Genomic DNA, 24,384 nt, shown 5'->3' on the forward strand with positions numbered 1-24,384 from the left:
GATCCGCGCGTCAGCGCGAGAGCTTGGGGGCGAAGAGGCGGGTGATGAAGCGGGCAAGCAGGTTCAGCAGCATCACGATGAGGATGAGCAGGAGCGCTGCCGTCCAGGCCCGGTCGACGAACGGCACCGGGTTGGCGCCCTGCTGCGAGTACTGCGTGTACGCGAACACCGGCAGGGTCATCATCGGGTTCTTGAACAGGTCGTAGTTCATGCTCGCGGTGAACCCGGCGGTGACCAGGAGCGGGGCGGTCTCGCCGATGACGCGGGCGATCGAGAGCATGACGCCGGTGGTGATGCCGGCGAGCGACGTGGGGAGCACGACCTTGAGGATCGTGAGGTACTTCGGGACGCCGAGGGCGTACGAGGCCTCGCGGAGTTCCATCGGCACGATCTTCAGGACCTCTTCGGTGGAGCGCACCACGATCGGGATCATCAGCACCGACAGCGCCACCGAGCCGACCAGGCCGAAGCGGGCGCCCGGGCCGAGGAACAGCGCGAAGAGCGAGTAGGCGAAGAGGCCGGCGACGATGGAGGGGATGCCCGTCATGACGTCGACGAAGAACGTGATGCCCTTGGCGAGGGCGCCCGTGCCGTACTCGACGAGGTAGATCGACGTGAGCAGCCCGATCGGCACCGAGATCAGGGCCGCGAACAGCGTGATCTCGAGCGTGCCGATGAGGGCGTGCAGTGCGCCGCCGCCCTCGGAGATGACGCCGCGCATCGAGTACGAGAAGAACTCCACGTCGAAGCGGGCGAGGCCGTCCGCGAGCACCGTGTAGAGCAGGGAGACGAGCGGCAGGACCGCGATCACGAACGCCGTGATGACGAGCGAGGTGATGAGCCGGTCGACGGCCTTGCGACCACCCTCGACGATGCGCGAGACGACCACGATGAGGACGTCGAACAGGACCGTGCCGAGGAAGAGCGCCGCGACGACGTTGAAGTCCTTGACCGCGCCGCCGGCGTTGAGCAGGGCGAAGACCAGGATCAGCGCGACCCAGGAGCCGACGAGGAGCAGCCACGGCACGGACTTGTGCAGCTTGCCGTTGGCGTAGACGTTGCCGGCGACGCCGGACTGACGGATGGCGAGGGACATCGGGTCGTACCTCTCAGCTCACTCGCTTGCGGACGATGTACCGCGCGAGCATGTTGATGACCAGGGTGATGACGAAGAGGATCAGACCCGACGCGATGAGCGCGTTCAGGGCCGTGCCGGACGCCTCGGCGAACTGCAGGGCGATGTTCGCCGCGATCGTCGAGGGGTTCAGCGACGTGAGCATCTGGAAGGTGACGTTCGTCGACACCGACAGCACCAGCGCGATCGCCATCGTCTCGCCGAGCGCACGACCGAGGCCGAGCATGATCGCGGACACGATGCCGGACTTGGCGAACGGCAGGACCGACAGGCGGATCATCTCCCACCGGGTCGCGCCGAGGGCCAGGGCCGCTTCCTCGTTGAGGCGCGGTGCCTGCAGGAAGATCTCGCGCATGACCGCGGTCATGATCGGGATCGCCATGACGGCGAGGACGATCGATGCGGTCAGGATCGTGCGACCCGTGCCGGAAACCTGCCCGGAGAACAGCGGGATCCAGCCGAAGTAGGTGTTCAGGAAGACGTAGAACGGCTTCACGAACTGTGCCAGCACCACGATGCCCCAGAGGCCGTAGACGACCGACGGCACCGCGGCCAGCAGGTCGATCACGTAGCCGAGCACCGGCGAGATCCGGCGCGGTGCGTAGTGCGAGATGAAGAGCGCGATCCCGAGCGAGAGCGGCACGGCGATCACGAGCGCGATGAGCGCGGACCAGACGGTGCCGAAGACGAGGGGGCCGACGTAGTCCCAGAAGTTCGTGGCGCTGTTCGGCAGCTCGCCGACCTTCGCGGAGAACGCCGGGATGCTCTGCCAGACCAGGAAGGCGGCGACGAGCACCAGCACGAAGAGGATGAGCCCGCCGGCGATGACCGACGCGGCCGAGAAGACGCGGTCGCCGATGCGGACGACGGGCTTCGGCTTGGGGGTGACGGGGGCCACTGGCTGGGCCGGTGCGGACGTCATGGGACTCCTGTCGGAGGAACGCCGGGGGAGGCGACGGGTCGGGGGTGTCCGGTGGTGCGCGGTCCGCTCGGAGCGTGGAGCGGACCGGCGAGGGCCCGGACGCCGGTCAGGTGGGTGGGACCGGCGTCCGGGCGCTCAGGGTGTCTTACTTGATGGAGGCGACGGCCTTCGCGGCCTTCTCGGCGAGGTCGGTCGAGAGGGCGGCCGACTTGGCCTCCTTCGCGGCGGCGTCCTGCGCGTCCTTCGAGACGACGTAGTCGAGGTAGCCCTTCACGAGCTTGCCCTTGTCGGCGTCCTTGTACTCCTGGCAGGCGATCGCGTAGGAGACGAGCACCAGCGGCCAGGCGTTCTCGGCCGTGTCGGTGCGGTTGATGTCGATCGCGAGGTCGTTGTCCGCGCGGCCGGAGACCGTCTCGGAGTCCGCGACGACCTTGGCAGCACCCTCGGCGGAGATCTCGGTGGCCTTGTCGCCGACCATGAGCTTCGCCTTGTCGAGGTCACCGGCGCCGGAGTCGTCGATGTAGGTGATGGCGTTCGAGGCGCTGGCCATGGCCGAGGCCACACCCGAGGTGCCCTTCGCGCTGTCGCCGACCTGGTACGGGAAGGTCTGGCTGGGGGCCTCGGTCCAGACGTCCTTGGCGTTCGCCGCGACGTACTCGGAGAAGTTCTGCGTGGTGCCCGAGTCGTCGGAGCGGTGCACGACCGTGATGTTCGCGTCCGGCAGGGTCGCGTCCTTGTTCAGGTCGGCGATCTGCGAGTCGTTCCACTTCGTGATCTTGCCCGAGAAGATGCCCGCGATCGTCTTCGCGTCGAGCGTGAGGTCCTTGACGCCGTCGACCTTGTAGGCGATGGCGATCGGGGAGATGTAGACCGGGATGTCGATGGCCTTCGAGTCCGCGGCGCACAGGGCGAACGAGCCCGCGAGCTCCTCGTCCTTCAGCGCGGCGTCGGAGCCGGCGAAGTCGGCGGCACCCGAGATGAAGTTCTTGCGACCGGCGCCCGAACCGTCGGGCGAGTAGTTGACCGTCACGCCGGAGGCGACGTTCTGGAAACCAGCGGCCCAGGTGGCCTCGGCCGTCTGCTGGGCGGACGAACCCGAGCCGGTCAGCGTGCCCGAGAGCTTCGAGTAGTCGGTGCCGGAGCTCGAGCTGGACGAGGGCGTGTTGCCCGCGTCCTCGTTCGCCGCGCACGAGGAGAGCACGACCGCGCCGGCGATCGCGATTGCCGCGACCGTACCGATTCGCTTGATGTTCACAGGGGTCCCTTCGGGAATGTCAGTGCAGGTGGGACCGCTGCTGGTCCCGTGGGCCGGTGCTGACCCGGGAGCGACTGTAGGGACGCGAGGTGACGGGGATCACCCGCCCTGGTGAACGGGAGGTGAACGAGGGGTTGTCCTGGACGGGGCGCCGTGCGTCGGAGCGCGCGCGGGTGCAGGATCGGGAACGCCGCGCCGTGCGCGGGCGCATGCGTGCGCATGCACACCGCGGGGGCCTGGAGGCGCGGCTCGGCCCGGACGCTCGGCCTACGCCGAGACGGGGTTGCGGTGCGTCTCGACGGCCACGAGCCTGCCGTCGGCGATGTGCAGCACCGAGAAGTCGCCGACCGAGAGCATCGCGGCACGACGGAGGTCGAACCGGCCGGACTCGTCGGCCGTCGCGGTCGCGATGCGGGCGATGATGTCCGGCAGCACGGGCCCGTGCGAGCACAGGACCGTCGTCTTCGCCTTGTCGAGGCGCTTCTGCACGACGCCCTTGACGTCGGCGGCACCCCGGTCGTGGGCGTCCTGGCTGATGTCCGGCGTGCTCGAGACCCCGAGGTGCGTCCGGTCGGAGAGCGGTTCGACCGTCGCGAGGCACCGGGCCGCGGTGCTGCTGACGATCTTCTTCGGACCGAAGGCGGCCACCGGCGACGCGACCGACTTCGCCTGCGACCGGCCGACGGGCAGGAGCGGACGGGTGGCGTCCGGTCCGTTCCACTCCGAGCCGGGGACGGTCTTGGCGTGCCGGAGGGCGATGAGGGCGAAGGTGCGGTGTTCCCCGGCGGCGACGCGGTCGGCGAACCGGTCGAGGATCGCGACGTCGCGCTCGTACGTCAGTCGGTGCCGGGCGTCGTCGAGCGTCACCCACTCGACCGAGGCGACCTCGTCGTTCGGGCGGAACTTGCCGGCGCGCTCGTACTCCTTCGCGGGGACGCGGGCGGACCAGTAGTGCACCACCTTGTCGCGGCCGCTCGGCAGGACGTACTCGGCCGTGCCCAGCGGAGCGCCGAGGTGCACGCGGTAGCCGGTCTCCTCGTCGATCTCGCGCACGGCGGTCGTCGGGACGCTCTCGCCCGGGTCGACCTTGCCCTTCGGGAACGAGACGTCCTTGTGGTGGTCGCGGTGGATGAGCAGCACGAGCGGGACGCCGTCCTGTTCACGCCAGACGACGGCACCCGCAGCGACGACCGGCCCTGAGGAGCCGCCGCTCACCGAGTGGAGCGCTTCCGCGCCGAGATCTTCCGCATGAGGACATTCTGCACGTCATCGAGCGGTCGGCCGTCCTCGTCCGTCGAGTGGCGCGTCCACTCGCCGTCCGACTCGAGGTGCCACGAGCTCGTCGTGTCCGCCATGGCGAGGTCGAACATCTCGTGGACCTCGTTCACGTGGCCGGGGTCGGACAGCCGCACGAGTGCCTCGACGCGGCGGTCGAGGTTGCGGTGCATCATGTCCGCCGAGCCGATGAACACGGCCGGGTCGCCGTCGTTGTGGAACGCGAACGCCCGCGAGTGCTCGAGGTACCGGCCGACGACGCTGCGCACCCGGATGGTGTCGCTGACGCCTTCCATGCCGGGCTTGAGCGAGCAGATGCCGCGGACCCAGACGTCGATCGGCACGCCGGCCTGGCTCGCCAGGTACAGCGCGTCGATGATCTGCTCGTCCACCATCGAGTTGACCTTGATGCGGATCCCCGAGGGCTTGCCGGCGCGGGCGTTGTCCGCCTCGGTCGTGATGCGCTTGAGCAGACCCTTCCGCAGGTGCAGCGGCGCGACGAGCAGGCGCTTGAACTTCTTCTCGATCGCGTAGCCCGACAGCTCGTTGAACAGGCGCGTGAGGTCCTTGCCCACGGTGTCGTCCGACGTGAAGAGCCCCATGTCCTCGTAGATGCGCGAGGTCTTCGGGTTGTAGTTGCCCGTCCCGATGTGGCTGTAGTGCTTGAGCGTGCCGCCCTCTTGCCGGATGACGAGCACGAGCTTCGAGTGCGTCTTCAGCCCGACCAGGCCGTAGACCACGTGCACGCCGGCCTTCTCGAGCTTGCGGGCCCACGTGATGTTGTTCTGCTCGTCGAAGCGCGCCTTGATCTCGACGAGTGCGAGCACCTGCTTGCCCGCGGCCGCGGCGTCGATGAGCGCCTCGACGATGGGGCTGTCGCCCGAGGTGCGGTAGAGCGTCTGCTTGATCGCGAGCACGTTCGGGTCGGCCGCGGCCTGCTCGAGGAACGCCTGCACACTGGTCGCGAAGGACTCGTACGGGTGGTGCACGAGGACGTCCTTGGCCGCGATCGCGCGGAAGAGGTCCGGCTTCGTGTTCGGTTCGCCCGGCTGGAACTGCACCGGGGTCGTCGGCACGTGCTTCGGGTAGTGCAGGTCCGGGCGGCCGATCTTGGCGATCTCGAACAGGCCGCCGAGGTCGAGCGGCGACGGCAGGCGGAACACCTCCTGCTCGGTGATGTCGAGCTCGCGCACGAGCAGGTCGAGCGTCACCGGGTCCATGTCCTCGGTGATCTCGAGACGGATGGGCGGCCCGAACCGACGACGGAGCAGCTCGCGCTCGAGTGCCTGGATGAGGTTCTCGGCCTCGTCCTCCTCGATCTCGACGTCCTCGTTGCGGGTGACCCGGAACACGTGGTGCTCGAGGACCTCCATCCCCGGGAAGAGGTCGTCGAGGTGGTTCGCGATGAGGTCTTCGAGCGGGATGAAGCGGAGCAGCCCGGAGTCGTCGTCCGGCAGCTTGATGAACCGCGAGAAGTTCTGCGGCACCTTGAGGCGCGCGAACTCCTGCCGCTGCGACTTCGGGTTGCGCACGCGCACCGCGAGGTTGAGCGACAACCCGGAGATGTACGGGAAGGGGTGCGCCGGGTCGACCGCGAGCGGCATGAGCACCGGGAAGATCTGCTCGTTGAAGTACTCGCGCATCCGGAGCCGGTCGGCCTCGTCGAGGTCGGACCAGTGCTCGATGTGGATTCCAGCGGCGTCGAGGTCCGGCTTGAGCGACCCGATGAACGCCTGCGCGTGGCGGTCCTGCAGCTCGTGCGCCTTCATCGCGATGTCGCGCAGCACGTCGCTGGGTGCGCGACCGACGTTGGTCGGCACGGCGATGCCGGTGTCGATGCGGCGCTTCAGGCCGGCGACCCGGACCATGAAGAACTCGTCGAGGTTGGACGCGAAGATCGCCAGGAAGTTCGCCCGCTCGAGGAGCGGCTGCGTGCGGTCCTCGCCGAGTTCGAGCACGCGCTGGTTGAACCGGAGCCAGCTGAGTTCACGGTCGAAGTAGCGGTCGGTGGGCAGCGACTCGTGCTCGATCTCGACGACCTCGTCGAAGTCGTCGAGGTCCGGTGCGACGGAGTCGCCGTCGAGCTGCGGTTCGGTGTCCATGCCCACATCCTGCCACCCGCCCCCTGCGCCAGGAGGGCCGCACGTGGACGCTGTGGAAACGGGCGGTGAACGACGCCGTGTGGAGGAGCGTCAGCCGGCCGCGTACTGGACGTCGATCGCGTGCTGCTCGAACCCGGATCGGCGGTACAGGGCCAGTGCCGGGGCGTTGTCGCCCTCGACGTAGAGCGCCGCGGCGGAGAGGCCCCGGCCGGTCAGGCGTGCCGTCCCCGCGCGCATCAGGACGCCGCCGAGTCCCCGGCCCTGCAGGTCGGGTCGGACGGCCACGGCGTAGAACTCGCCGGTGTCGCCCTCGACCTTGAGCCAGCACGACCCGGCCAGCTGCCCGGAGTCGTCGCGGAGCAGGAGCAGGTCGTCGCCGGAGAACCAGTCGTCGGCCTCGCGGGCGCGCAGGTCGTCGAGCGTCATCCGGCCCTGTTCCGGGTGGTGCGCGAACGCGGCGGCGTTGAGCGCCAGCCAGTCGGCCTCGTCGGCGGGGTCGCCCGTCCGGAACGACGACAGGGACCAGTCGGCCGGCACCGCGGGGTCGGGGGCGACGGACGCGATCGGGGCGCGGAGCTGCAGGAGCGTGCGGACCGCCGTCCAGCCGAAGCGGGCCGCGAGTGCTCGGGCAGCGGGGTGGTCCCCGTGCGCCCACGCGAGCCGAGGGGCCGGCCCGTCCACGGGAGCGGCCCCGCCGCCCGGGGTGAGCGCCTGCCGGGCGAGGGCGGTGCCGAGACCGTGGCCCCGCGCCTCCTGGGCGACCACGAGTTCCAGCTCGCCGTCACGGACCACGGCGACCCCGCGCTCGTCGCCGAGCACCGTCGCGCGGCCGGCGCCCACGTCGACCAGGGTCTGGTCGGAGAACGGCGGTGCTTCGCCCGGGACGACGAAGCGCGACAGGTCGACCACTACTGGCCCGCGAGCCGGTCGGCCTCGTCGTCGTAGACGTTGAAGCGGTACCCGACGTTGCGGACCGTGCCGATGAGGGACTCGAGGTCGCCGAGCTTCGCGCGGAGGCGCCGCACGTGCACGTCGACCGTGCGGGTGCCGCCGAAGTAGTCGTAGCCCCACACCTCGCTGAGGAGCTGCTCGCGGGTGAAGACCCGCGACGGGTGCGTGGCGAAGAAGCGGAGGAGCTCGAACTCCTTGAAGGTGAGGTCGAGCGGCCGACCGCGGACCTTCGCCGAGTAGCTGGCCTCGTCGATGACGACACCGGACGCCTGAATCTTCGACCCGGTCTGGTTCTTCGACGCGCGACCGGCCGTGAGCCGGATGCGGGCGTCGACCTCGGCCGGGCCGGCGGTCTCGAGCACGACGTCGTCGACGTTCCACTCGCTGTTGACCGCGGTCAGACCGCCCTCGGTGACGACCAGGATGATCGGCGTCGTCGAGCCGCTCGTCGCGAGGATCTTGCACAGGGCCTTGGCGCTCGCCAGGTCCGTCCGGGCGTCCACGAACATGAGGTCGCTCTGCGGGGCGTTGACCAGCTGTGCGGCCTCGGCGGGGACGTGGCGGATCCGGTGGCTCAGCAGTCCGAGGCTCGGCAGGACGTCGCCGGGCGCGGCTGAGGTGAGTACCAGGAGCTGGGCCACAGGACCTCCAGGGCGTGGGGGAGTCGTGCACACATCCTAGTGATGCTCGGGAAGCATCCCTCCCGGCCGGACGGTCGGGGACGCGTTCCGGGCACCTTCGGGACGCGGCCCTGTCATGATGGGGCGCGTGACCGAGCCTGTGCAGCCCACCGACCAGCGCCGCCTCCGGCTGACGTCCGTGCTGCCGGTCTGGCTGCTCGCGGTCGTCGGTGCCGTGCTCGTCCTCACCCTCACCGACAAGGACTCGTTCGCGTGGCTGCTGCTCGTGTTCGTGCTCTGCGTGCTGGTCAGCTTCGTGCTGCAGCTCATCACCGCGACGAAGGACGGGCTGGTCGAGCGGATCAGCATCGCGTCGTCCGGGGCGTTCGTCGTCGTGCTCGTCACCGCGGTGGTCCTGCTGGTGCGTTGACGCGCCGCCGTCCGCCTGGCGTCGTCAGGCGTGACGCGTAGACTCCAGCCATGGATTCGCTGCTTGCGCTCGAGCTCTTCTACGTGGGCCTGCTCGGCCTCGCGTCGCTCGCGATCGCGTTCGTCTCGGTGACCGTCGTCGTGAAGCTGTTCAAGGGTCAGCGTTGATCGAACTGCCGGAGGGCCTCGCGCCCGAACTCGTCCCGCTGTCGTGGCTCGTCGGCGTCTGGGAGGGCACCGGCGTGGTCGAGTACCCCGTCGGTGACGAGGACGAACCCCGGAAGTACGAGTTCGGCCAGCGCGTGAGCTTCAGCCACGACGGTCTGCCCTACCTCAACTACTCCTCCACGACGTGGCTGCTCGACGACGAGCACACCCCGCTCGCGGCCGAGATGGGCTACTGGCGGATCGACCGTCCGTCCGAGCCCGGTGACCGCGGGCCGGCGATGCTCCTCGGCGAGGGGCCGACGCCGTTCGGCACCGTCGAGAGCGTCGAGGCGCTGCGGAACACCACGGACGGCTTCGACGTCGAAGCGGCGATCATCCACCCGACCGGCGTCAACGAGCTCTACGTCGGGCGGGTCCGCAAGGGCCGCATCGACCTCGCGACCGACGCCGTGATGCGCTCGCCGAACGCCAAGGACTACTCCGCGGCGACCCGGCTCTACGGCCTGGTCGAGGGCAAGCTCTTCTGGGCGTGGGACATCGCCGCACTCGGCAAGGAGCTGACCTCGCACGCCTCGGGGCAGCTCGCGAAGGTCGACTGATGTCCGCGTTCGCCGGTCGCGCCGGCTTCGTGGCGACGGACTCCGGCCCCGCCGCGCACTTCGGCAACCCGCTCGGCGAGCAGCGTCTGCTCGCTCGCGGTCGCGCCGTCGTCGAACTCGGCCTCGGTGTCGTCACCGTCACCGGCCCGGACCGGCTGTCGTGGCTCAACTCGATCACCTCGCAGCTCCTCACCGGGCTCGCCGCCGGCGTGAGCACCGAGACGCTCGTGCTCGACCAGTCCGGTCGCGTCGAGCACGCGGCGCGCGTCGTCGACGACGGGTCGGTGGCGTGGCTGCTGACCGAGCCCGCCGACGCGGCACCGCTCGCTGCCTGGCTCGACTCGATGCGGTTCATGCTGCGCGTCGAGGTCGCCGACCGTTCGGCGGACTTCGCCACGATCGGCTGGTTCGGCGAGTCCGCGCCGTTCGCGTCGACCGACCTGCCCGAGACCCCGGTCGCCGAGTGGGTCGACCCGTGGGCGTCCGTCACGCCCGGCGGGTGGGGCTACGCCGACCAGGAGGCGCACCCCGCCTCCGACTGGACCCTCCGCATCGCCGTGGTCACCCCCGGCACCGCGGGCGCGATCGCCGCGTCGGACGAACCCGTCGCGGGACTCCTCGCGTACGAGGCCCTGCGCATCGCCGCCTGGCGACCCTCGCTGTCCGACGTCGACGAGCGCACGATCCCGCACGAGCTCGACTGGCTCCGCTCCGCCGTGCACCTGTCGAAGGGCTGCTACCGGGGGCAGGAGACCGTGGCCAAGGTCCACAACCTCGGACACCCGCCGCGCCGGGTCGTCATGCTGCACCTCGACGGGTCGGACGGCGTGCTGCCGGCTCCGGGGACGCCGGTCGTCTCCGGCGAGAAGGAGGTCGGGCGGCTGACGGCGTCGGGCATCCACCACGAGCTCGGGCCGATCGGGCTCGCGGTCGTGAAGCGTTCCCTCGACCCCGCCGCCACGCTGACGCTCAGCGCCGACGACGTGGTCGTGTCCGCCACGCAAGAGGTCATCGTGCCGCCGGGGGCCGGCGCCACCGCCGACGTCCCGCGCCTGCCCCGCCTCGGCGCCGTCCGCCGCTCCTAGCCCGCGCGGGCCGCCGACCCCCGGCCCCCGGCCCCGAGTCTCGGCTCCGCGGACACGTTCGCGCCATCAGGGCCACGAAACTGTCCGCCCGGCCGAGTCTCGGAGTCCCGCGGCGCCGGTCAGGCCGGGGCCACCGCGGCCCACGGGACGCTGAGCTCGCCGAGCCGCCACCGCGTCACCCCGTGCAGCACCGGCCACCCCCGGTCCCGCATGCCCCGGACCGTCGCGATCCACCGCTGCCGGGGGCCGTACGTGCCGAGCGGCGCCGCGACCGCCCACGCCAGGTCGAGGTCGCCGAGGAACGCGTGCACCCGCTCGCCGGGAACGTTCCGGTGGATGAGGGCCTTCGGCAGCCGTTCGGCCACGACCGAGGGGACGTCGAGCCCCGCCAGCCGGAGCGACACCGTGAAGGTGCGTGGCGCGACGTCGTCGAGCGTCACCCACGAGGCCACCCGACCGACCTCGTTGCAGGTCCCCTCGACGAGCGCGCCGCCCGGTTGCAGGCGGTCCTGCATGATCCGCCAGGACTCCACCACCGCGGACTCGTCGTACTGCCGCAGCACGTTGAAGGCGCGGATCACGGCGGGCCGGCGGTTCCCCGGTGTCGGTGTCTCGAACCCGCCGAGCCGGAACGTCACCCCGTCCCGCGTGCCGGCGTTCGCGAGGGCCACCCGGGCCGGCTCGATCTCGATGCCGGTGACCTCGACGTCGGGGCGGACGGCGGCCAGGCGGTCCCGGAGTTCGAGCGTCGTCGTCGGCGAGGCCCCGTACCCGACGTCGGCGACGAGCGGGTCGGCGCTCCGGCGGAGGGCCGACAGCGTGGCGATCCACCGGTCGACGCGGCGGAGCCGGTTGTACCCGGTCGTCCCGCGCGTCACGTTCCCGATGGGCATGCCGACCAGGGTACGGGTCCGGGGACCGGCTGCACGGCGCTCGGTAGACTCGGGGCATGACCTCCACGCTCGTCCTGCTCCGTCACGGCAACAGTGACTGGAACCAGAAGAACCTGTTCACCGGTTGGGTCGACGTCCGGCTCAGCGAGCTGGGCGAGAAGGAGGCGAAGCGCGCCGGCGACCTCATCGCCGAGTCCGGCATCGTCCCCGACGTCCTGTACACCTCGCTCCTCACCCGTGCGATCCAGACGGCCGACATCGCGCTGCTCCAGGCCGACCTGGCGTGGCTGCCGGTGAAGCGCGACTGGCGCCTCAACGAGCGCCACTACGGCGACCTGCAGGGCAAGGACAAGGCCCAGACGCTCGAGCAGTACGGCGAGCAGCAGTTCATGGAGTGGCGCCGGTCGTTCGACGTGCCGCCGCCCCCCATCGCCGACGACGCCGAGTGGTCGCAGTTCGGGGACCGCCGCTACGCCGACCTCGGCGACCAGCTGCCCCGCACCGAGTCGCTCAAGCTCGTGATCGACCGCCTGCTGCCCTACTGGGAGTCCGACATCACGAAGGACCTCGGTGCGGGCAAGACCGTCCTCGTCACGGCGCACGGCAACTCGCTCCGGGCGCTCGTGAAGCACCTCGACGGCATCTCCGACGAGGACATCGCCGGCCTGAACATCCCGACCGGCATCCCGCTGGTGTACGAGCTCGACGACGACTTCCGCCCGACGAAGCCGGCGTACTACCTCGACCCCGAGGCCGCCGCTGCCGGAGCCGCCGCCGTGGCCGCGCAGGGCGCCAAGAAGTAGCAGCACTGCACACACGAACGCCCCGCCCGGACTGACCGGGCGGGGCGTTCTGCGCGTTCACACGAAGTGGGAGGCGATCTCCTGCACCAGGGCGCCGACGTCGTACGGCTTCGTCGTGTCGACGCGGACCACCGGGACGCCCGGCAGGCCGACCGGCTGGGCGGCGTCGCCGTGCTCGTCCCAGAACGCGAGCACGTCGGCCAGGTCCCCGTGCACCTCGTGGCGCACCGGCACGGTGCCCGGGTCGTACCGGTCGCGCAGCCGCTCCTCGGCGGTTGCGCGATCCGTGTCGCACCACACCTCGACAGCGCGCGGTGACCCGGCGGAGGCGAGCCGCGCCTCCAGGAGTCCGCGGTCCCGCGACGGCAGCCAGACGGCGTCGAGGACGACGCCGTTCTCGACGGCCTGCGCCATCGACCACATGGTGTCCATCGCGATGCCGCCGAGCGGACGCGACGCGATCATCGGGCCGACGAGGTCGGCGAGGGGCTCCTTGATCCGGTCCTTCGACAGGAACGGGCAGCCGAGCACCTCGGCGAGGGCGGCACCGATGGTGCTCTTGCCGGAACCGGGCATGCCGTTGACGATGATCGCGACCTGGGCCATGCCTCGATCCTGTCAGAACCCAGCGAGCCGGGCGGAACGCAGCGTCGGGTCAGGCGGGCGACACCGTCACCGAGGACGCGCCGGCCCAGTCACCCGTCGCCAGGTACTCGACCTTCTTCGCGATCGAGACCGCGTGGTCCGCGAAGCGCTCGTGGTAGCGCGACGCCAGGGTCGCGTCGACCGTGTCGATCGGCGCACCCTTCCAGGTCTCGCCGAGCACGAAGTCGAACACGCTCGCGTGCAGCTCGTCGATGGCGTCGTCCTCGTCGCGGATCTCCCCGGCGAGGGCGATGTCCTCGGTGGCGAGCAGCCGCGTGAGCTTCTGCGCCATCGCGACGTCGAGCTGGCCCATCTTCTTGAAGGTGCCGCGGAGGCCCTTCGGCACGACCTTCTCGGGGAAGCGCTGCCGGGTGAGCTGGGCGATGTGCTCGGCCATGTCGCCCATGCGCTCGAGCGACGAGCTGACGCGCAGGGCGGTGACCACGACGCGGAGGTCACGGGCGACGGGGGCCTGACGCGCGAGGATGTCGATCGCGATCTCGTCGAGGCTGTTCGCCGCCTCGTCGATCTTGACGTCGTCGGCGATCACCTCCTCGGCGAGGGACACGTCGGACTCGCTGAACGACTGCGTGGCTCGGGTGATGGCGGACTCGACGAGCCCGGCGATCTCGGTCAGTCGCTCCTGGACGTCCTGGAGTTCCTGCTGGAAGACTTCGCGCATGGGGGAGTACCTCTCTCTGCGTACCGGTCGAGTGTCGTCACGTCAGGTGAACGAACGGTGACGTGCGGTTGAACGCTTCGCGATCCGGCCTTCCGCAGACGGTGAACGGTACCGGAACCCCGCATGACCATCCCTACACTGACGGCATGGACAACGCGTGGCTCGTGCCACTGTCGATGCTCCTCGGCGGGGTGTTCGGAGCAGGCGTCGTGGTGCTGATCATCACCGCCGAGCGCACGGCTCGTGCTGCCGACGTGGCGGAACGCACCCTGCCCGACGGCGTCGCCGCGGTCATCGCCACGATGCACAACCCGGCCGTGGTGGTCGACCCCTCGAACACGGTCGTCGCTGCCTCGCCACAGGCGCTGACGGTCGGGCTGGTGGTGCGGCGGAAGCTCGTGCACCGCGAGCTCGTCGACCTCGTCGACCGCGTGCGCAAGAGCGGGGAGATGGGCGCCGAGGACCTCGAGCTGCCCCGTGGCCGGGGCAGCGACCAGATCGGCTACCTGAGCTTCCGCGCCGCGCAGCTCGGCAACCGGTACGTGCTCGTCACGGCCGACGACCTGACCGAGACCCGGCGCATCGACGAGGTCCGGCGGGACTTCGTCGCGAACATCTCGCACGAGCTGAAGACCCCGATCGGCGCGATCGGCCTGCTCTCCGAGACCCTCGTCGCCGCCGCGGACGAACCCCAGCACGTGCGGAAGTTCGCCGCGCAGCTCGTCACCGAGTCGGAGCGGCTGGCCGCCCTGACGAAGGACATCATCGAACTCTCGCGGCTGCAGTCCGTCGACACGCTGGAGAACAGCGAGGAGACGTCGATCGACCGAATCGTGCAGGCCGCCGTCGACGCGAACGAGATCGTCGCCCGCGCCCGGGACATCGAACTCGTGCGGGCGAAGAAGTCGAAGCTGCGGGTGATGGGCGACCCCGCCCTGCTGCAGATCGCCGTGTCGAACCTCATCGCCAACGCGGTCAAGTACTCCCCGGACCACACCCGCGTCGGCGTGGGCGTCCGGTCCGCGAAGGGCTTCGTCGAGATCGCGGTGACCGACCAGGGCGTCGGCATCCCCGAGGCCGACCTCGACCGGGTGTTCGAGCGGTTCTACCGCGTCGACCCCGCCCGGTCGCGTGCCACGGGCGGCACCGGCCTCGGCCTCGCCATCGTGAAGCACGTCGTCGGCAACCACGGCGGGGACGTGCGCGTCTGGTCGCAGCCCGGCAAGGGCTCGACCTTCACCATCCGCCTGCCCGAGGCGGACCCAGAACTGACCACAGCACTCGAAGAGCAACTGGAAGAGCAGCCATCGTGACCAAGATCCTCATCGTCGACGACGAGCCGGCCCTGAGCGAGCCCCTGGAGTTCCTGCTGCAGCGCGAGGGGTACGACACCTCCGTCGCTGCGGACGGCGTGACCGCGCTGTCGAAGTTCGACGCGGAGAACCCCGACCTGGTGCTGCTCGACCTGATGCTGCCGGGACTCTCCGGCACCGAGGTCTGCCGACAGATCCGGACCCGCTCGAACATCCCGATCATCATGCTCACCGCGAAGGACTCCGAGGTGGACATCGTCGTCGGGCTGGAGCTCGGCGCGGACGACTACGTGACGAAGCCGTACTCGACCCGCGAGCTCCTCGCCCGCATCCGTGCGGTCCTGCGTCGCCGGACCGAGGACGACCCCGCGGACAGCGGGATCCTGCAGGTCGGTGGCATCCGGATGGACGTCGAGCGGCACACCGTGGCGGTGGACGGCTCGGAGACGCCGATGCCGCTCAAGGAGTTCGAGCTCCTCGAGCTGCTGCTCCGCAACGCCGGGCGCGTGCTCACCCGGGGGCAGCTCATCGACCGGGTGTGGGGCTCCGACTACTTCGGCGACACGAAGACCCTGGACGTGCACATCAAGCGCATCCGCTCGAAGATCGAGCGCGTGCCGAGCGCGCCGGAGATCCTGGTGACCGTCCGCGGGCTCGGCTACCGCATCGAGGGCTGACGCGCGGTCGGCTGACGCACAGGAGGCGCGGTGCCGGTCCCTGGGACCGGCGCCGCGCCTCCTGTGCGAGCGTCCGTGCGGTGTGCTTAGTTTCCGGCGTCCTGCGTCGCGTCGTCCGTCGGCGTGGCCGCGGGCGTCTCGACCGGGAGGGTGATCTCGCTGGTGGGCTCCGGCGAGGAGGTCGGCGCGAGCGTCGCGTACTCCTCCTGCTGGCTGGTCAGCACCGGGACGCTCGCCGAGACGCCCTCGGCGCCCGAGTACGAGAAGTAGACCTTGACCAGCGAGCCGGGCTTGGTGTCGGCGTCGTCGAAGACGACCTCGCGCGAGTCGCCGGCGGCCGTGCCCTGCGTGGTGCCGTCGCCCTCTTCTGTCGAGGCGGTGGCCTGCTCGGAGGGCTCCGCGGCGCCGCCGAGGTCGATGTGCGTGTTCGCCGGGACCGTGACGGTCTGGGTGTCCCCGCCGACCTCGATCGAGAGGGTGATGTCGTCCCGCTCGGCGTTGTTCACGATCGTGCCCACGAACCGGGCGCCGTCGGCGTCGTCCGCGATGAGGAGCGCGTTGCGGATGTCCACCTTGCCGGTCGACACGTTCACGCCGTCGGTGATCTGCTTGATCTCCGTCGTCTGTGCGGGCGACATGAACTCGCAGCCGGTGGCGCCGAGCGCGATGGTTGCCGCAACGGCGACGGACACGAGTACCCGAGCTCGCAAGAGATTCCTCCGGAAGATCACGATTGTGGACCGGACGGTCCGGCACCATCCTACCGATCAGCGGGGGTGCCAGTTGTTAGGCGCCCCTTACCCGAACAACGCTTGTGGTAAACTGGGTGTCTCGGAACGGAGCCTGATACATGCAATTCGAGGTCGGCGAGACCGTCGTCTACCCCCATCACGGGGCGGCAACCATCTCTGAAGTCAAGACGCGCGTCATCAAGGGTGAGGAAAAGGTCTACCTGAAGCTGCGGGTCACCCAGGGTGACCTCACGATCGAGGTCCCGGCGGACAACGTCGACCTGGTCGGAGTCCGTGACGTGATCGGCAAGGAAGGCCTCGACAAGGTGTTCGAGGTCCTGCGTGCCCCCTTCACCGAAGAGCCCACGAACTGGTCGCGTCGCTACAAGGCGAACCTCGAGAAGCTCGCTTCCGGTGACGTCATCAAGGTGTCCGAGGTCGTCCGCGACCTCTGGCGCCGCGACCAGGACCGCGGCCTGTCCGCGGGGGAGAAGCGGATGCTCGCCAAGGCGCGGCAGATCCTGATCTCCGAGCTGGCGCTGGCCGAGAAGACCGACGAGGACAAGGCATCGACCGTCCTCGACGAGGTCCTCGCCTCCTGAGCGCACCGAACCACTGAACACGTCCTCGACCGTTCTGTTCCCCCACGGGGTGGACAGGGCGGTCGTCGTCGTTGCGGCCGGTTCCGGCACGCGGCTCGGCATCGGGACGGCCAAGGCGTTCGTCCCGGTGGCCGGCACGCTGATGCTCGCGCGGGCGCTCGAGCCCCTGTTCGCCCTGCCGTCGCCGACGCTCGTCGTGGTGGTCGCGCCGGCGGCGCTCCTCGACGACTGCCGACAGGTGGTCGCGTCCGTCGCCGGGGCTGCGGTCGCGTACACGGCCGTCGTCCCCGGAGGCGCGGATCGCCATGCCTCGGTCGAGGCCGGCCTGGCCGTGCTGCCGGACTCCGTCACCGCGGTGCTGGTGCACGACGCGGCGCGCTGTCTGACGCCACCAGCCCAGTTCGAGCGGGTGTTCGACGCCGTCGCCGGTTCGCTGCACGACGGTGCGGGTGCCGGGTTCGTCCCCGCACTGCCCGTCACGGACACGATCAAGCGCGTCGACGGGGACGCCGTCGTCGAGACCGTCGACCGCGCGGCACTCGTCGGGGTGCAGACGCCGCAGGGCTTCCCGCTCGCCGCGCTCCGGCAGGCGTACGCGGTGTCGCAGCAGGCCGAGACCGACGACGCCGGGGTGTTCCAGGCAGCGGGCGGCACCGTGCGGTTCGTCCCCGGCGACGCCGACGCCTTCAAGATCACCACCCCGTGGGACCTCGGTCGTGCCGAGTCGATCGTGCGTGCCCGCGCCGCCACCCCTGTGGACACCCGGGTCGGCCTCGGGGTGGACGTGCACGCGTTCGACGCGGCGTCCCCGTGCCGGGTCGGGCTGCTCGACTTCCCCGGTGAAGCGGGGCTCTCCGGCCACAGCGACGGCGACGCGGTCGCGCACGCGGTCTGCGACGCCCTGCTCTCGGCGGGCGGGCTCGGCGACATCGGCGGGACGTTCGGCACGTCGGACCCCGCCTACGCCGGGGCGGCGGGTGACGTCTTCGTCCGGGGTGCGGTCGCGATGCTGGCCGCCGCCGGTCTGGCGCCCGTGTCCGTCACCGTGCAGGTCATCGGGAACCGCCCGCGCATCGGCGCACGTCGGACCGAGATGCAGGACGCCCTCGGTGCCGTCGTCGGGGCCCCGGTCGCGGTCTCCGGCACGACGACGGACGGTCTCGGGTTCACCGGCCGCGGCGAGGGGCTCGCCGCGATCGCGACAGCCGTCGTCCGACCGGTCTGACGTCCTAGGCTGGACGCGTGACCGTTCGCCTCTACGACTCCCGCGCCGCTGCCGTCGTCGACCTCGTCCCGCTGGTCGACGGACAGGTGAGCATGTACGTGTGCGGTCCGACCGTGCAGTCGTCGCCGCACATCGGGCACCTCCGCTCCGCGCTCGTCTACGACATCTGGCGCCGCTGGCTCACCCACCGCGGCCTCCGGGTCACGCTCGTGCGGAACGTCACGGACATCGACGACAAGGTCCTCGACCTCGCGCACGGCACCGACGAGGCCTGGTTCGCCCGGGCGTACCGCGTCGAGCTCGAGTTCACGGCCGCGTACAACGCCCTCGGCATCCTGCCCCCGACGTACGAGCCCCGTGCCACCGCGAGCGTGCCGCAGATGCACGACATCATCACCACGCTCATCGACCGCGGGCACGCCTACGCTGCGGCGGACGGCTCCGGCGACGTCTACTTCGACACCGGCAGCTGGGCGTCCTACGGGGCGCTCACCCGGCAGCGGCGCGAGGACATGGTCGAGGCCACCGACGCCGATCCCCGCGGCAAGCGCGACCCCCGCGACTTCGCGCTCTGGAAGGGCGCCAAGGCCGGGGAGCCGTCGACGGCGAACTGGGACTCGCCCTGGGGTCCCGGCCGCCCGGGCTGGCACATCGAGTGCTCGGCGATGTCCCGGCGTTACCTCGGCCCGGCGTTCGACATCCACGGCGGCGGGCTCGACCTGCGCTTCCCGCACCACGAGAACGAACTCGCGCAGTCCACGGCGGCCGGGGACCCGTTCGCCTCCTACTGGCTGCACAACGGCCTCGTCTCCGTCGACGGGCAGAAGATGTCGAAGTCGCTCGGCAACTCGATCTTCGCCGCGGACTTCCTCGGGTCCGCGCGCCCCGTGGTCGTCCGGTACTTCCTCGGCGCCGCGCACTACCGCTCGTCGATCGACCACCACGACGGCTCCCTGGCCGAGGCCGAGGCGGCGCTCGACCGGATCGAGGGCTTCCTGACCCGGGCCGCGCCGCGGCTCGAGGGCGTCCGGCTGGCCGATGCCCCGGGGGTGCCCGAGGCCTTCGCCGCGGCGATGGACGACGACCTCTCGGTGCCCCAGGCCCTCGCCGTGCTGCACGAGACCGTCCGCTCCGGGAACGCCGCCCTCGACGCGGACGATGCGGAAGCGCTCGGAACCGCGTACCATCAGGTGGCTGCGATGGTGGAAGTGCTCGGCATCGATCCGCGAGCCGCCCACTGGTCGGGTGGTGGCCACGACGCATCGGCCGCACCGCTCGCAGCACTCGTCGAACGCCTCGTGCAGGAACGCGCCGACGCCAGGGCCGCACGCGACTTCGCCACGGCCGACCGCGTGCGCGACGACCTCGCATCCGCGGGCATCACGATCGAGGACACCGCAGCAGGTACACGCTGGAGCATCGCCTGACAACGGCAGTGCCGGACAGGAGAGAGCAATGAAGAACGTCTCGGGCAGCAAGAAGGGACGGCCGGGCGCCGTCCGGACCGGTCGCAAGGGCAACAAGCAGGTCGGCTCCGGCGGCCAGGGCGCGCAGGCGCTCGAGGGCCGCAAGCCCACGCCGAAGGCCGAGGACCGTCCGTACCACCCCGCCGGCAAGCGCAAGGCGGCGAAGGAGCGCTTCGAGGCCGCTCGCGGGCGCCACGGTGCGTCGAGCTCACCGCAGCAGCGCACCGGTCGTCCGCCGCAGCGGAAGACCGACGACTCCGAGCTGGTCACCGGCCGCAACTCGGTGCTCGAGGCCCTGCGCACGAAGACCCCCTCGACGACGCTGTACATCGCCTCCCGCATCGAGGTCGACGACCGCGTCAAGGAGATCCTCGCGCTCGCCAACCACCGCGGCGTCCCGATCATGGAGATCATGCGTCCGGAGCTCGACCGCATCACGGGGCACGACAGCGTGCACCAGGGCGTCGCGCTCAAGGTCCCGGCGTACGAGTACGCCGTGGCCGAGGACGTCGTCGAGCGAGCGTTCGCCAAGGACGAGGTCCCGCTGCTCGTCGCCCTCGACGGCATCACCGACCCGCGCAACCTCGGTGCGATCATCCGGTCCACGGCGGCCTTCGGCGGCCACGGTGTCGTCGTCCCGCAGCGGCGTTCGGTCGGTGTGACCGCGTCCGCGTGGAAGACCTCGGCCGGTGCGGCCGCCCGGACCCCCGTCGCGATGGCCCCGAACCTCACGCAGACCCTCAAGTCGCTCAAGTCGATGGGCCTGTTCGTCCTCGGCCTCGACGGTGACGGCGACGTGGAGCTCGACGGCCTCGAGCTCGCCGACCGTCCGATCGTGATCGTCGTCGGTTCCGAGGGCAAGGGCCTCTCGCGCCTCGTCACCGATACCTGCGACGCGATCGTCTCGATCCCGATCTCGAGCGCGACGGAGTCCCTCAACGCGGGCATCGCCGCGAGCGTCACCCTGTGGGAGGTCGCCCGGCGCCGTCGCGCCGAGTAGTCGCGCACTTCGTGAGCAGGAATGGTCGCCTCCCGGTTCGGGAGGCGACCATTTCTGCTCACCAAGTGAGGCGCGCGGGCGCGCGAGGCGCGGGCGCGTGGGCGTGCCCGGGGCGACCCCGCGCCCGTCAGACCCCGGCGCGCCAGTCCTCGACGTCGTCGGGCGACGCCGGCACCGCGTCGTCGACGACCGGGATCGGCAGCGTCATCGACGACGTCGGCGGGTTGATCAGCAGCCGCTCGTCGCGACGGTGCCGGAGCACGTCGTTGATGTACGCGGTCGTCGCCTCGGGGAGCGACACCGAACGCTCCTCTTCCTGCGACATGAACCAGCGGTGCTCGAGCAGCTCGTGGAAGACCTCGGCCGGCTCGAGCCGCCCGCGCAGGTCCCGCGGGATCGACCGGATCACCGGCTCGAACACCCGCGAGACCCACTCGTGCGCCACCATCTCCTCGTCGAGCAGGTCGCGGCCGTTGCGCGCCCGGTACGAGTCGAGGTCGTTGAGGAGCCGCCGCGCCTGGTTCTCGCCGGCGTCGATCCCGGTGAGGCGCAGGAGCCGTCGCTGGTGGTGTCCGGCGTCGACGACCTTCGGCTGGATGCGCACCTGCGACCCGCCCTCGGTCGTGTGGATCGAGAGCTCCTCGATGTCGAAGCCGAGCGCGTTGAGCCGTTCGACGCGGTCGTTGATGCGCCAGCGTTCCTTGACGTCGAACTGCTCGGTACCGGTGAGTTCCTTCCAGAGCGTCCGGTACTGCGCGACGATCCGGTTCGAGACGTCCACGGCGTCGGCGTTCTCGTCGAGTCGACCGCCGGCCTCGAGGTCGAGGAGCTCGCCGGCGATGTTCACGCGCGCGACCTCGAGGTCGTTCTCCCGCTGCCCGTTCGACAGGCCGCCGGGGTAGAGCTTGCCGGTCTCGGCGTCCACCAGGTACGCCGCGAAGGCACCGGCGTCACGTCGGAACAGCGTGTTCGAGAGCGAGACGTCGCCCCAGTAGAAGCCGATGACGTGCAGTCGCACGAGCAGGAGCGCGAGGGCGTCGACCAGGCGGGTGGCCGTCTCGGGCCGCAGCGTCTGCGAGTACAGGGCGCGGTACGGCAGCGAGAAGCGCAGGTGCCGGGTGACGAGCACGGGGTGCAGGGCTTCGCCGTCGGCGCTCACCCGGTTCGTGATCACGGCGACGGGGTCGACGCACGGCACGTCCATGCGCTGCAGGGTGCGGAGCATCTCGTACTCCGAGCGGGCGACCTCTTCGCCGGTCTCCTTCACGGCGACGACGTACCCGCCGAGCTGCACGAATCGCACGAGGTGCCGCGAGATGCCCTTCGGGAGCGCGACGATCGTCTCGTCCGGCCAGTCCGCCAGTGGGAGGTCCCACGGCAGGTCGAGGAGTCCGGGATCGACGGTGGCGGCGGTGATGGACATCGAGTCGGGCACGGTTGGTTCCTCTGGTACGTGTGCGACGGACGGGAGGCGCGGTGCCAGCTGGCACCGCGCCTCCTGTGGGGACCTTCCAGCGTTACGCGCTGACGACGGCCTTGTCGTCGAGCCGCTCGCCCGACTCGGTGTCGAAGGCGTGCACGTGGCCCTGCTTCGGCGTGACGACGATCGTGTCACCGATCGACGGGTGCGAACGCCCGTCGACGCGGGCGACGATGTCGACGCGCGAACCCTTGACGTCGGCGTGACCGTACAGGTAGCCGTCGGCGCCGAGCTCCTCGACCACGTCGACCGTGACCGGCAGGCCCTCGCCCGACTGCGCCACGATGACGTCCTCGGGGCGGATGCCGACCGTGATGTTCCCGGAACGCGCGTTGGAGAGCGTGTCGCGGTCGATGGGGTGGTTGAGCGAACCGAACTTGATGCCGCCCTCGACCACGTCGGCCGGGAGGAGGTTCATCGCCGGCGAGCCGATGAAGCCCGCGACGAAGACGTTGTTCGGCTTCTCGTAGAGGTCGCGCGGCGAGCCGACCTGCTGCAGGATGCCGTCCTTGAGCACCGCGATGCGGTCACCCATGGTGAGCGCCTCGGTCTGGTCGTGCGTGACGTAGACCGTGGTGACGCCGAGACGACGCTGCAGCGAGGCGATCTGGGTGCGGGTCTGGACGCGGAGCTTGGCGTCGAGGTTCGACAGCGGCTCGTCCATGAGGAACACCTGCGGCTGACGGACGATCGCGCGGCCCATCGCGACGCGCTGACGCTGACCACCGGAGAGCGCCTTCGGCTTGCGGCCGAGGTACTGCTCGAGGTCGAGGAGCTTCGCGGCTTCCTGCACACGGGTGGCGCGCTCGTCCTTGCCGACGCCGGCGATCTTGAGCGCGAAGCCCATGTTCTCGGCGACGGTCATGTGCGGGTACAGCGCGTAGTTCTGGAACACCATCGCGATGTCGCGGTCCTTCGGCGGGACGTCCGTGACGTCGCGGTCGCCGATGCGGATCGAGCCGGAGTTGACCTCTTCGAGGCCGGCCAGCATGCGCAGGGACGTGGACTTGCCACAGCCCGAGGGGCCGACGAGGACGAGGAACTCGCCGTCGGCGACGTCCAGGTCGAGGGAGTCGACCGCGGGACGGTTGCCTCCGGGGTAGAGACGGGTTGCCTTGTCATAGGTGACGGACGCCATGAGCGTTCGGTCCTTCCTTCACCGGCAGGTACGTGCCGGACGATCCGAGTGAAGCGGTTGCCCGTGGGGGCCCCGGATGGTCGCCGTCGACCATCGAGGTTCATACAACACGATCTGCCCCGGGAGCGCCAGTGCTCACACCGGGTTGGGTGGTTCCCATCGGGTCCCGGTACGATCGGCGGGTCCGTCCGGCCTGCCGGGGGAAGCCGTACGGACGACGACCAACGTGAGGACACTCGACGCATGACCAACCGCCCCGAGGGTGACGCCCGCGCCGCGCGGAACGAACGACGCGAAGCCGCACGACAGCGCGCCCAGCGTGCCCGCACCCAGCAGAAGCGCCGCCAGCGCGGACTCCGACTCGGCCTGCAGATCGGCATCGGCGTCGTCCTGCTCGCCGCAGCGACCGTCGTGACACTCGTCCTCGTCGACTCCGTGCAGCCCGCGGGCCCCGGCCCGGCGAACACCTCGCAGGGCGGCATCACGATCGGGCAGGACCTCAAGGCGGTCACGGCGTCCTCGCAGTCGCCCTCGCCGACCTCGACGGACGCCGCCGGTTCGGTGCGCATCACGATGTACGTCGACTACCTCTGCCCGATCTGCGGCCAGTTCGAGGACGCGAACGGCGAGTACATCCAGAACCTCGTCGACTCCGGTGCGGCGACGGTGGACATCCACCCGATCGCGATCCTCTCGAACCGGTCGCAGGGCACGAAGTACTCGCTCCGTGCCGCGAACGCCGCCGCATGCGTCGCGGACAGCTCGCCGGACCAGTTCTTCGCCGTCAACCAGGCGCTGTTCGCGAAGCAGCCGGAGGAGGGCACCGCCGGGTTGACCGATGCGCAGCTGACCAAGGTCGTCACGGGCGTGGACGGGCTGCAGAAGCGGTCGACGATCACGAAGTGCATCGAGGACCAGACCTACAGCAAGTGGATCGACGAGCGGACCACCGCGGTGACCGGCGGCGACATCCCCGGGTCGACGCTCGAGGAGTTCCCCGGAACGCCCCTCGTGCTCGTGAACGGGCAGCGCTACGAGCTCACCTCGCCGATCACGAACGACGACTTCCGGACCTTCGTGGTGACGGCTGCCGGTGCGAGCGACGCCACCCCGACGCCGATGCCCACGCCGAGTGCCACCCCGACCCGGTCCGCGACGCCGAGCGCCTCGCCGTCGAACTGACCCGGG

General features: G+C 70.5%; 24 protein-coding genes. 11 read left to right on the forward strand and 13 right to left on the reverse strand.

Going from position 1 to position 24,384, the window contains the following annotated elements:
• Positions 1–10: 10 nt before the first annotated feature.
• The 7 genes from pstA to JSX79_RS04380 form a co-directional block, all read right to left on the reverse strand.
• Positions 11–1,096, reverse strand: a complete 1,086-nt coding sequence (gene pstA, locus JSX79_RS04350) for a phosphate ABC transporter permease PstA (RefSeq protein WP_070417789.1) — start codon at positions 1,094–1,096, stop codon at positions 11–13.
• Between the two features lie 13 nt (positions 1,097–1,109).
• Positions 1,110–2,057: a phosphate ABC transporter permease subunit PstC gene (pstC, locus tag JSX79_RS04355; RefSeq protein WP_229085268.1), complete on the reverse strand. Its 948-nt coding sequence runs from the start codon at positions 2,055–2,057 to the stop codon at positions 1,110–1,112.
• A gap of 145 nt (positions 2,058–2,202) precedes the next feature.
• On the reverse strand, positions 2,203–3,312 hold the full coding sequence (locus JSX79_RS04360; RefSeq protein WP_070417791.1) for a phosphate ABC transporter substrate-binding protein PstS: 1,110 nt from the start codon (positions 3,310–3,312) through the stop codon (positions 2,203–2,205).
• A 267-nt stretch (positions 3,313–3,579) separates the two neighbouring features.
• Entirely contained in the window at positions 3,580–4,527 is a 948-nt protein-coding gene (locus JSX79_RS04365; RefSeq protein ID WP_229085269.1) for an NUDIX hydrolase, read from the reverse strand.
• Positions 4,524–6,689: an RNA degradosome polyphosphate kinase gene (locus tag JSX79_RS04370; protein WP_229085270.1), complete on the reverse strand. Its 2,166-nt coding sequence runs from the start codon at positions 6,687–6,689 to the stop codon at positions 4,524–4,526. The genes JSX79_RS04365 and JSX79_RS04370 overlap by 4 nt, the downstream gene beginning before the upstream one ends.
• Positions 6,690–6,779: 90 nt before the next feature.
• Entirely contained in the window at positions 6,780–7,598 is an 819-nt protein-coding gene (gene mshD, locus JSX79_RS04375) for a mycothiol synthase (protein WP_229085271.1), read from the reverse strand.
• The gene (locus tag JSX79_RS04380) at positions 7,598–8,281 is read right to left on the reverse strand and encodes a winged helix-turn-helix domain-containing protein (protein WP_022906634.1); all 684 of its coding nucleotides are present in this window, start codon (positions 8,279–8,281) and stop codon (positions 7,598–7,600) included. Before JSX79_RS04380 ends, mshD begins: the two co-directional genes overlap by 1 nt.
• Before the next feature lie 127 nt (positions 8,282–8,408).
• Here JSX79_RS04380 and JSX79_RS04385 point away from each other — a divergent pair, with 127 nt between their 5' ends.
• The 3 genes from JSX79_RS04385 to JSX79_RS04395 all read left to right on the forward strand — a co-directional run bounded on the left by JSX79_RS04385 (position 8,409) and on the right by JSX79_RS04395 (position 10,541).
• The gene (locus JSX79_RS04385; protein ID WP_083403399.1) at positions 8,409–8,690 is read left to right on the forward strand and encodes a hypothetical protein; all 282 of its coding nucleotides are present in this window, start codon (positions 8,409–8,411) and stop codon (positions 8,688–8,690) included.
• Positions 8,691–8,853: 163 nt separating this feature from the next.
• Entirely contained in the window at positions 8,854–9,456 is a 603-nt protein-coding gene (locus tag JSX79_RS04390) for an FABP family protein (RefSeq protein WP_071295875.1), read from the forward strand.
• Positions 9,456–10,541: a folate-binding protein YgfZ gene (locus JSX79_RS04395; RefSeq protein WP_070417796.1), complete on the forward strand. Its 1,086-nt coding sequence runs from the start codon at positions 9,456–9,458 to the stop codon at positions 10,539–10,541. The genes JSX79_RS04390 and JSX79_RS04395 overlap by 1 nt, the downstream gene beginning before the upstream one ends.
• A gap of 119 nt (positions 10,542–10,660) precedes the next feature.
• On the opposite strand, the gene JSX79_RS04400 is transcribed toward JSX79_RS04395, so the two are convergent.
• Positions 10,661–11,434, reverse strand: coding sequence for a class I SAM-dependent methyltransferase (locus JSX79_RS04400; RefSeq protein WP_229085272.1), 774 nt, complete (start codon positions 11,432–11,434; stop codon positions 10,661–10,663).
• Between the two features lie 56 nt (positions 11,435–11,490).
• On the opposite strand from JSX79_RS04400, the gene JSX79_RS04405 reads away from it, so the two are divergent.
• Entirely contained in the window at positions 11,491–12,237 is a 747-nt protein-coding gene (locus tag JSX79_RS04405; protein ID WP_070417798.1) for a phosphoglyceromutase, read from the forward strand.
• 57 nt (positions 12,238–12,294) lie between these two features.
• On the opposite strand, the gene JSX79_RS04410 is transcribed toward JSX79_RS04405, so the two are convergent.
• Together JSX79_RS04410 and phoU are read right to left on the reverse strand one after the other, a co-directional pair.
• On the reverse strand, positions 12,295–12,843 hold the full coding sequence (locus tag JSX79_RS04410) for an AAA family ATPase (protein ID WP_071302098.1): 549 nt from the start codon (positions 12,841–12,843) through the stop codon (positions 12,295–12,297).
• A gap of 49 nt (positions 12,844–12,892) precedes the next feature.
• Positions 12,893–13,564 carry a phosphate signaling complex protein PhoU gene (phoU, locus tag JSX79_RS04415; protein WP_070417800.1) on the reverse strand — a complete coding sequence of 224 codons (672 nt, stop codon included), beginning with the start codon at positions 13,562–13,564 and terminating at the stop codon, positions 12,893–12,895.
• 146 nt (positions 13,565–13,710) lie between these two features.
• Here phoU and JSX79_RS04420 point away from each other — a divergent pair, with 146 nt between their 5' ends.
• Together JSX79_RS04420 and JSX79_RS04425 are read left to right on the forward strand one after the other, a co-directional pair.
• Positions 13,711–14,877 (forward strand): cell wall metabolism sensor histidine kinase WalK, encoded by a 1,167-nt coding sequence (locus JSX79_RS04420; RefSeq protein ID WP_229085273.1) that lies wholly within the window; start codon positions 13,711–13,713, stop codon positions 14,875–14,877.
• Positions 14,874–15,554 (forward strand): response regulator transcription factor, encoded by a 681-nt coding sequence (locus JSX79_RS04425; protein WP_022906624.1) that lies wholly within the window; start codon positions 14,874–14,876, stop codon positions 15,552–15,554. Before JSX79_RS04420 ends, JSX79_RS04425 begins: the two co-directional genes overlap by 4 nt.
• 86 nt (positions 15,555–15,640) lie before the next feature.
• On the opposite strand, the gene JSX79_RS04430 is transcribed toward JSX79_RS04425, so the two are convergent.
• Entirely contained in the window at positions 15,641–16,246 is a 606-nt protein-coding gene (locus JSX79_RS04430; RefSeq protein WP_071295879.1) for a hypothetical protein, read from the reverse strand.
• A 158-nt stretch (positions 16,247–16,404) separates the two neighbouring features.
• Between JSX79_RS04430 and JSX79_RS04435 the strand changes: the two genes are divergently transcribed.
• Genes JSX79_RS04435 through rlmB form a run of 4 tightly spaced genes read left to right on the forward strand, consistent with a single transcriptional unit; the run spans position 16,405 to position 20,578 of the window.
• A complete protein-coding gene (locus tag JSX79_RS04435; RefSeq protein WP_017888066.1) occupies positions 16,405–16,887 on the forward strand; it encodes a CarD family transcriptional regulator in 483 nt (160 codons plus the stop codon).
• 49 nt (positions 16,888–16,936) lie between these two features.
• Positions 16,937–18,112, forward strand: coding sequence for a 2-C-methyl-D-erythritol 4-phosphate cytidylyltransferase (ispD, locus tag JSX79_RS04440; protein ID WP_229085274.1), 1,176 nt, complete (start codon positions 16,937–16,939; stop codon positions 18,110–18,112).
• A gap of 17 nt (positions 18,113–18,129) precedes the next feature.
• Positions 18,130–19,539, forward strand: a complete 1,410-nt coding sequence (gene cysS / locus JSX79_RS04445) for a cysteine--tRNA ligase (protein WP_229085275.1) — start codon at positions 18,130–18,132, stop codon at positions 19,537–19,539.
• Between the two features lie 28 nt (positions 19,540–19,567).
• Positions 19,568–20,578, forward strand: a complete 1,011-nt coding sequence (rlmB, locus tag JSX79_RS04450; protein ID WP_229085276.1) for a 23S rRNA (guanosine(2251)-2'-O)-methyltransferase RlmB — start codon at positions 19,568–19,570, stop codon at positions 20,576–20,578.
• Between the two features lie 127 nt (positions 20,579–20,705).
• Here rlmB and JSX79_RS04455 read toward each other — a convergent pair whose 3' ends face one another.
• Together JSX79_RS04455 and JSX79_RS04460 are read right to left on the reverse strand one after the other, a co-directional pair.
• Entirely contained in the window at positions 20,706–22,013 is a 1,308-nt protein-coding gene (locus JSX79_RS04455; protein WP_092385133.1) for a DUF4032 domain-containing protein, read from the reverse strand.
• 82 nt (positions 22,014–22,095) lie between these two features.
• Entirely contained in the window at positions 22,096–23,196 is a 1,101-nt protein-coding gene (locus tag JSX79_RS04460) for an ABC transporter ATP-binding protein (RefSeq protein ID WP_070417806.1), read from the reverse strand.
• A 243-nt stretch (positions 23,197–23,439) separates the two neighbouring features.
• On the opposite strand from JSX79_RS04460, the gene JSX79_RS04465 reads away from it, so the two are divergent.
• On the forward strand, positions 23,440–24,378 hold the full coding sequence (locus JSX79_RS04465; protein WP_229085277.1) for a thioredoxin domain-containing protein: 939 nt from the start codon (positions 23,440–23,442) through the stop codon (positions 24,376–24,378).
• The last annotated feature ends 6 nt before the right edge of the window (positions 24,379–24,384 follow it).

It is taken from the genome of Curtobacterium sp. GD1, from assembly GCF_020882855.1.
Lineage (GTDB): Bacteria > Actinomycetota > Actinomycetes > Actinomycetales > Microbacteriaceae > Curtobacterium.